Origin of the sequence: Gordonia polyisoprenivorans, from assembly GCF_017654315.1 — a bacterium.
GTDB classification, from domain to species: Bacteria; Actinomycetota; Actinomycetes; order Mycobacteriales; family Mycobacteriaceae; genus Gordonia; species Gordonia polyisoprenivorans_A.
In genome coordinates, this window is record NZ_CP072203.1 from 1,837,575 (window position 1) to 1,846,093 (window position 8,519).

Here is an 8,519-nt window from a genome sequence, read left to right on the forward strand (position 1 = left end):
TACGCTTGTCCCCAGTTCAACACGACAGAAGGTGCGCACTGTGTGTACTGTCAGCGCGTTCGGTTGGACTTTTCGGGGGAAGTCGTGACCGCTAATCGCGATCTGAGGATTGGTCGTCGGCCGCTGGGAGCGGGCGACGACAGTGACGTCCGCACGCCACAGTCATGGGTGCTCGGCTACCTGCGTACTGTCGCCTGGGGTGACTTTGCCATCGTGGTCGCATCGATCGTGGTGGCCCAGCTGGTGCGGTTCGGCTCCGACGATCCCCTGGAAGCCAACGGCGAGTTGGGTATTCCCGCCGCGCTTGTTTCGGTGGTGCTCGCAGCCGCGTGGCTGGCAGCGCTTCGCGTGTTCCACACGCTCGATCGTCGGGTCATTGGTTCGGGACCCGACGAGTACAGCCGGGTCGTCACCGCGTGTTTGTCGGTGTTCGGCGTGCTGGCCATGGTGGACCTCTTGTTCCGGCTTAACATCGCACGCGGTTTCCTCCTGATTGCGCTGCCGGTGGGCACCCTCAGCCTTGTCGCAGCACGCTGGTACTGGCGAAAGCGACTCACACGTCAGCGCCAACGGGCACGCCACCTAGAGAAACTGCTCGTGGTCGGCTCGGTCGGAGCGTCCGCTCCCTTGGTCAAGAGACTGCTGAACACACCCACCCTGGGTTACGACGTAATGGGTGTGTGCCTGCCGCCCAGTAGGAGGGGCACACCCGAGGAACTGCGCATCGACGACCGCCATGTCCCCGTGTTCGGCGACTTCGACGATGTGACGTTGGCGGTCAAACACACTGGCGCGACCACCGTCGCGGTGACCTCCACCGAGGCGCTGGGACATCAAGCGATGCAGGACTTGTCGTGGGACCTCGAGGGCATGAACGTGGAGATGCTCGTTTCGCCCGGAGTCACCGATGTGGCCGGCCCGCGCATGATGGTCCGACCTGTCGCTGGCTTGCCGTTGCTCCATATCGACAAGCCTCGGTACGAGGGTGCCAACCGGTTCCGAAAGGCTGCACTCGACAGGGTGGGGGCACTCACCGCGTTGCTGCTGCTTGCGCCGATCATGGTCGCCGTCGCCGTCGCCGTCAAAGTCGACTCCGCCGGCCCGATCTTCTACCGAGCTATCCGTATCGGGCTGAACAACAAGCCGTTCGAGATGTGGAAGTTCCGCTCGATGCTGCAGGACGCCGACAAGCGCAAGCACGAACTGGCACACCTCGACGAGGGGGCAGGTGTGCTGTTCAAGATGCGCGACGATCCGCGCGTGACAAGAGTGGGCCAGTTCATCCGGCGCTACAGCCTTGATGAGCTTCCCCAGCTCTTCAACGTCGTGACGGGAAGCATGAGCCTCGTCGGGCCGCGCCCGCCGCTGCCGGACGAAGTGGAGAAGTACGATGGGCGTGTCGCCCGTCGGATGCTGGTCAAGCCGGGCATCACTGGTCTCTGGCAAGTCTCTGGCCGATCCGACCTCTCATGGGAAGAATCTGTGCGACTGGATCTCTCGTACGTCGAGAACTGGTCGATCATGCAGGATATCGCCATTCTTGTGAGAACCATCCGCGCAACCGCCAACAAGACCGGAGCGTACTAGCTCCGATACTCGAGAATCTACGATACCCGAGATATACCTACCATCGCTCAGACAGCCTCAATGGAAAAAGGTTGACAGCATGAAGATCCTTCTTATCAATAAGTACTGGCGGATCGCCGGAGGTGTTGAAGTACACGCATTCGAAGTGGCGCGTTGGCTCGCAGCTCGTGGCCATGAGGTGATTCCATTTGCTATGCGCGAAAAGGACACGTTACCCAACAATGAAATCGAGAACTTTCCGCCGGAGGTCGATTTTCGCGGCGGCTCGCTCGGGCCTGCGCTAAAAGGACTTATCCGGGCCACCATCTCGCTTGACTCTCGGGATTCCCTTCGGGATCTTATCAAAAGAGAGCAGCCCGACGCTGCATACGTACTACACGTTTATCATCAGCTGGGAATGGGGATAATTAACGAACTGAAACGTCACGGAGTGCCAGTTGTCCTAAGCCTGCACGACTATAAAATAGCGTGTCCCAACTATCGTCTCTTCTCGGAGAAGACTAATAGGATATGCACGAAATGTCTCGACAGAAGGATGGGATTTCTTATCGCTCCCGTCCGCGAAAATTGCTGGGGTGGGAGTGTAGCTTCGGGAGCTGCGCTCACCATCGAGGCAATATCGACAAAAGTGCAACGAAGCTATAAGCTGGCGGATGTCGTAACGGTACTAAATAGCCTACAGCGGACGGCAGTGCTTCGAGCGGGGGTGCCCGAAAGTCGAATAATGGCGGTTCCGCATGCGGTGCCACTATCACATGGAAATCAGAAATGCCCTGACAACGGTGCGCGGTTTCTATACGTCGGACGCCTCGTGCCTGAGAAGGGCGTAGATGTCTTGATCAGGGCGGCTGCCAAGTCACGGTCGTCAATAACGATCGCGGGCGATGGGCGATCCCGGAACGAACTGCAAAGGTTGGCCTATGAGCTAAGTGTGGACGCCATCTTCCTGGGGCAAGTTGACAGGAAGCGAATCGAACAACTTATGAGAGAATCTCGCGCTCTGATCGTTCCTTCGATATGGCATGAGGTCAGCCCGCTCGTCGTATATGAGGCGATCAGGCAAGACTTACCGGTCGTGGCAAGTGAAGTTGGTGGAATGGTTGACCAGCTGGGCGGATCGAGGGGGTACCTGGTACGCCCAGGCGCGGTTGGCGACTTGGCCGATACGCTTCGTGCAATCATGCTTAACCCAGAGGAAGCGCGAACAAGAAGTTTGCGGGCTCGGCAGCATGCTGCCACAGCATGGTCTCTCAAAGCCTGGGAGAGGAATATGGTGGAGGCCTTCAGTGTAGCAGGCGTCAGCGTATGAGTGTTGGATCGTCATATCAGCGGATGTTGAGTCCTGAGACACGCGTGGGATTAGTTCTCGATTACGTTGCAAGGCGTTGGCTACCGGTTACCGCGATTATTCTCGTCGCGATAATAGTCTGCGCGTACATTTTCATCGCCGCCAGCGTTGATGCTGCAGACACTTTCTACCTGGTGTTCATTGCTGGATCGTTCGGGCCCCCCGTCATCGCTATTGTTGCCACGGAGCGCGGAATTCGTGAGCTCGACCCGCTTTCACCATTCGTTCTTGTTCCGCTCACAATGGGTATCGTCTTCGGCTCGGCGCCGTCTCTTCTTGCTTTCATGGGATACTCGGAAACAGCATCTGAAGTAGGTCGTGGTCTTGCTTGGGGGATGCTCGCGTACTTACTAGGCGCCGTGGCAGCTTCGCTTGCTATTCCAACGCCTAGGCCGCCTGACGTTGGGAGCCGGAGAATTCGAGGCGAACTCGATCCCGGGATACTGTATGCCGTATACGGCACTGGCGCTTTCGCGATGATCTGGTATTGGTACCGTGCTGGAGGAATACCGATTCTTGAACCAGATGTAGAGAACGCAAGATTGGCGGCCCTGACAGGTGGCGGTCTGCCCTTCTACCTCTCGATGTTGATGATGGTCTCAGTTTGGTTGTTGTGCTCGCCTGCATGTACTAGAACAAGCACAGGCGTAAGGTGCACTTTGGTACTGATGACCGTTCTGCTATTAACTTCTACGGGCTGGCGAAACACGGTTTTTGCGTTCATTGTGGTGCTCCTGATGATCCGGCAATATACAAGGCCGATAAGGACGATATCGATTCTGGTAGCGGGAATATTGGCGATTCTGGGTGCGGTCGCAATTGGGCTGTACCGTGTCTACAGCTCAGGTCTCGCGAACTATGAGACATTCCAGCTACTCTCAACCGGAAACTACGGCGGTGCGATATCAAAATATCTGACCACATACTTTAACGCCTTCGGACTTAACATCGGCGCTGTTTACTCGCTATTTCCAGATATAATACCGTTCAAAGGTGGCGAAACCATAGTTTGGAATTACTTGGCGTTGCTTCCGGGCGAAAGTCGGCAGCCCTTCGATTTCGTATTGAAGGATGCGGCCGGTCAGGGGTTTGCAGGGGGAGGGCTCCCGCCGACGTTGATCGGCGAGTTGTACTTAAATTTCGGAACTTCGGGCGTAGCCATTGGTATGGTGATTATAGGTGCATTCGCTACTCTTATCCATGCGCTATTAAAGATAACGGGCAGGGTAGATGTTCTTATCATCTCGATACTTCTCATTTACTATTTGTTTGTAGCGGTTCGAGGTGGGATTGGAAACGTCTCAATGACCGTCGTTTGGTTGGCCGTCGCGGTATGGGCAGTTTCTCGCTTGGCAAGTGGATCGAGAAATAGAACCGAGAGATCAACTGGCAAGGTGTGATACAGAAGTTGCGGATCTACTCTTGCCGCGGAGGAACCTGCTGAAGGGCTGCGAATGGGTCACATAAATGCTGAACGTCAATCTCGAATTCGAAGCCGCATCATCCAACCGTCGTCTTTTCGGCGCCGAGTAACCGCGACAAATCTCCACAGAATAAGCGTCGGGGTGGACCAGGCGGTATACTCGATCTCTAGCTTTCTGGCTACGGTGATCGTGGCTCGAGCTAGCAGCATCGATCAGTTTGGGCAGTTCTCTATAGTATTCACTATTATCGTGCTCGTTGTTGGACTACAGCGAGCGGCGGTAGTCGAGCCACTAATTGTTGTTCTAGGTAGTCGAGGCCCGTCTCCTGAGTTGTTGCGCGCAGCGTGCTGGCGTTCTGCGGGGTTCTGTGTTGCGGCTGCCGTCTGTGGTGCTACTTGGGTGTGGATTGAAACGGGGGACTGGGCCGTAGCAACTCTGGGTGCCTCGCTGGCGGGGCCGTTCATGCAAGACCTCGTGAGATACCTTCTGTATCTCAAGAGTGAATCGCTGAAAATGGTGATTTCAGATGGAGTTAGCGGAGCCTGCCAAGTATCGACTTTAATAATTCTGTCTTCTGCGCACGTTGGCGATGCGTATCTTTACATGTGCGGCTTCGCTCTGGCTGCAATCGCAGGTCCGATCTTCATGAGCCGCTCCGTCGCCAAGAAGTGCCAGGCAGCGAATTCGGCCGATGATCTGAAAAGCTACGGAAGGCTCAACTTACCGTTTGGATCTGACTATTTACTTGGCGTTTTGTCGCTGCAGGGGACATTCTGGGCAGCTACAACGCTTGCTGGCCCCGCGGCGTCAGCCGCACTTCGCGGCTCTGATTCCCTGATAGGGCCCGCAAGGGTAGTACTCCAGACTCTGCCGGCGCTGCTCTTGCGCCGATGGTCAGATAGCGTTCAGTCTCGCGCGGGTGCGATAGCCAAGTTCGGAGGTGTGTTATGGATAGGTGCTTCGCTAGGAGCGATCTGCGCATGGGCACTGCCAGCGAAGGCCGGAGTTGCGCTGCTAGGTCAGAGCTGGTCGGTTGTATCGCCGGTGCTCCCTTTCGTGGTGCTATCGCTGGCTCCTATAACTGTGACGTTCATTTGTAGTTTGGCGATTAAAGCTTCGGGGCACTCGAGGGTGTTGCTCTACGCGCGGTTTGTCAGCACTCCGATCACCCTTACTCTTGGTGTTTCGGGGGCTGTATTAGGTGGTGCGAGGGGAGCAGCTATCGGTTCGTTCTTCGGTTCGTGTTTGGCGGCCGGAGTTTTCATGCTGTTTCTGGTACTTCTGGAAAGGAATGCGCGTTGATTTACGAACCTGGCAAGGAGAACCGTGAACCCGTGCGAACTGTGCTGGTTACGGAGGCTTACAGTGCGAGGAATCTGGGTGATCTGGAGCTAGTTGAGCGGACCCTGAGCTACGCGCGTAGTGCGCGCGCGAGTGTAGAGGTCGTGTGTTTGGCTGTCGATCCTGAGTCATTTGAGATACCTGGCGTATCGTTCTTCCCGAAATTGTTTTCGAGGCTGGACTTGCGTGAGACGCGGGGGAGCAAGAGAGTCCAGATCTACTTGGCGTGGGCGGTTCGGTGGATTGCTCTATCTACGCTCGCATTCGCGCCGAGGCGAGTTCAGGCTCGATCAGTGCGGTGGCTAGTGCGAATCGGACTGCTGCCTTCGTCTGCGGAACTATATACTCGCGCCTCGAGTGTAATTGCTGTTGGCGGTGGTTATCTGGGTGATCAATACTTTAAAGAGACTTTGTTGACAGTTTGGACTTGGTGGTGGGCTTCGCGAATTGGAGTCTCAGTCGAGACTATGCCGGTTAGTGTCGAAATACGGTCGTGGTTTCTGGGCATAATTGTTCGGCTGACGGCACGGAATGTATCATGGCGGGCTCGAGATTCTTCGACGGTTGATTCACTGGCTCGCCTCGGCGTGAATGCGGCCCTAGTTCCCGACCTTGCTTTTGCGAATTATTGTGCCACCGCGGCAGAATCACGTGTGGGATCGGTGTTGTGCCTGGTGGGGGCCGATTACCTATCGGTGGTGGAGCAACGTGAGTTGGAAAGCACAATAGTGGAGTTGGTGAAGAACTCACTGGTGCCCCGGCCGGTACGGTTCTTGGCTATGCATCGAAGGATAGACTCATCAAATATAGGGGGCGACTTGGCCATGTCTTTATCGATAGTGGAACGCCTTAGGAATGAAGGGATTTCGACCGTATCGATAGTCGACGCTGGGTCGTACGCTGATGTGTGCAATGTTTGCGACTTTGCTGAGATAGTTCTATCCGCGCGAATGCATGCCGGTATTGCCGCGCTTTGCCGTGGCGCGAGAGTTGGCCTCCTGGCCTATGAAGAGAAGCACTTTGCTTTGATGCGCGATATGGAGCTTGAACGATATGTGATCGATATTCGATCGAAACCTCAGGATTACCGAGAACTAACGGCGAGGTTGTCCTGTTCAGGCCACCTTGAGTTCCATGACGGCGCCGCGCGGCGATTTGACAAACTCCGCGAAGAGGGGTTGTTGGGCCGATGAGATGAAAATGAGATTCGGACATGATCAGCTGCACGTGACCAAATGGAACATGATCGCCGTACTTCTCGGCCCTAGAGTGGGCGAGGAATGATTGATTGGAGCATGTAATTGATTGAGAACAGACCTGTGGCTCAAGCCTACATTCCAACGTTTGTGAAGGGTTGGTGGGTGATTGTCGTATGTGCACTTGTGGGCAGTGTCGTTGCGTTTGCGATTAGTGAGGTACAGACACGGGTTTACTCATCTGCGGCGACTCTGTATGTGACCTCGAGTACTGATTCGAATAGTCAGTCTGCGTATCAAGGATCGCTTGCGTCGCAGCAACGAGTGGGATCGTATTCCAGACTTACCACATCTGACGTTATTTTGCGAGATGCCCTTTCGAATTTCGGGGGTCGGATATCTATGGACGAGGCTCGGAGAGAGCTATCTTCGGCGCCAACTCCTCAAACAGTCTTGCTAACGATACGCGCCAAGACAGACGATCCGCAGAAGTCTGCCTCTTTAGTTAACGCGGTGTCGTCTTCAATGGTGAAGTACGTAAGATTACTCGAAAAGCCTGATGCATCCTCGGAGCCGTTGGCTAAATTGACGGTAATTTCGTATGGCACACCTAGCTCAGATCCAGTTTCCCCCCGAATACGTTTTAATTTTCTCTTGGGTGCGGCCGGTGGTTTGATATTGGGGTTGTGTGCGCTTTTCTTGTGGAGACGCTGGGATACAAGGATAAGACGGCTTGCGGATCTGCCGCACCAGGTAGGAAATTCTGTCCTGGGAGTGATTTCGCGCGATGTTTCCCTCGGTAAGCGGTCCTTATTGGATTTTAGTTCGGGTTCTAGCCCCGCAAGCGAAGACTTCCGGCGCCTTCGTGCAAATATCGGCTTCGTCAATGTGGACTCGACTGTGAATACATTCCTCGTGACTAGTTCGAGCCCTGGTGACGGGAAAACGACAACTGCCCTTAATGTTGCTGCTGCTTTCGCTGAGGACGGTAAGTCTGTAGTCATCGTTGATGCCGATCTGCGGAGGCCAGCCGTTTGTGCTGCGCTTGGCGTAAGGAGCCTGCCGGGGCTGACCGACTGCCTAAAAGGTGTGGTGGGCTTGGATGATGTTGTTCAGAAGACTGGCACTGAGAATCTATACTGTGTTTCATCTGGAGATACTCCTCCGAATCCGACCGAATTGCTTGGGTCAGAACGTTGTGCCGATGTGATCTCCTCGTTAAGGCTCCGATTTGACGTCGTTGTGGTTGACACTCCGCCTGTATTGGGACTTGCCGACGCGCTTGTGTTATCGAAGTGGTGCGATTTTGCGTTGGTAGTAGTTCGGTGTGATCGAACGCGCAAAGACGAGTTGCTAGCTACGGTTGACTCGTTTAGGGAAGCTGGTGACTTCGATACAAGGATCGTATTGAACAGTATTGATCCTGGCCGGACATTGTACTCAAACTACAATAGGTACGCTGATCCCGGCAAATCGAGGTCCCCCTCCTGAGGTGGCGTGCTTGTCGATCGTATGAGTGGGTTCCGTTATTAGCTCTTTGTTGCTTTGAGTTTTCCCGATTCTTGAGATCGTCGGACACGGCGTAACTTATATATCCGATATTGCCGGATAGTAGACTTGATG

At 55.0% G+C, this 8,519-nt stretch carries 5 protein-coding genes; all 5 read left to right on the top strand.

The window, feature by feature from the left end; genetic code table 11:
* Positions 1-84 precede the first annotated feature (84 nt).
* Complete coding sequence (locus J6U32_RS08340) at positions 85-1,587, top strand: sugar transferase (protein ID WP_432276986.1); 1,503 nt, start codon at positions 85-87, stop codon at positions 1,585-1,587.
* 79 nt (positions 1,588-1,666) lie between these two features.
* Positions 1,667-2,896 (top strand): glycosyltransferase, encoded by a 1,230-nt coding sequence (locus J6U32_RS08345; protein ID WP_208794637.1) that lies wholly within the window; start codon positions 1,667-1,669, stop codon positions 2,894-2,896.
* Between the two features lie 44 nt (positions 2,897-2,940).
* Positions 2,941-4,335: an O-antigen polysaccharide polymerase Wzy gene (wzy, locus tag J6U32_RS08350; protein ID WP_208794638.1), complete on the top strand. Its 1,395-nt coding sequence runs from the start codon at positions 2,941-2,943 to the stop codon at positions 4,333-4,335.
* A gap of 1,367 nt (positions 4,336-5,702) precedes the next feature.
* Positions 5,703-6,893, top strand: coding sequence for a polysaccharide pyruvyl transferase family protein (locus J6U32_RS27825; protein WP_425324146.1), 1,191 nt, complete (start codon positions 5,703-5,705; stop codon positions 6,891-6,893).
* Positions 6,894-7,082: 189 nt separating this feature from the next.
* On the top strand, positions 7,083-8,387 hold the full coding sequence (locus J6U32_RS27830; protein WP_432276994.1) for a polysaccharide biosynthesis tyrosine autokinase: 1,305 nt from the start codon (positions 7,083-7,085) through the stop codon (positions 8,385-8,387).
* Positions 8,388-8,519: the final 132 nt, after the last annotated feature.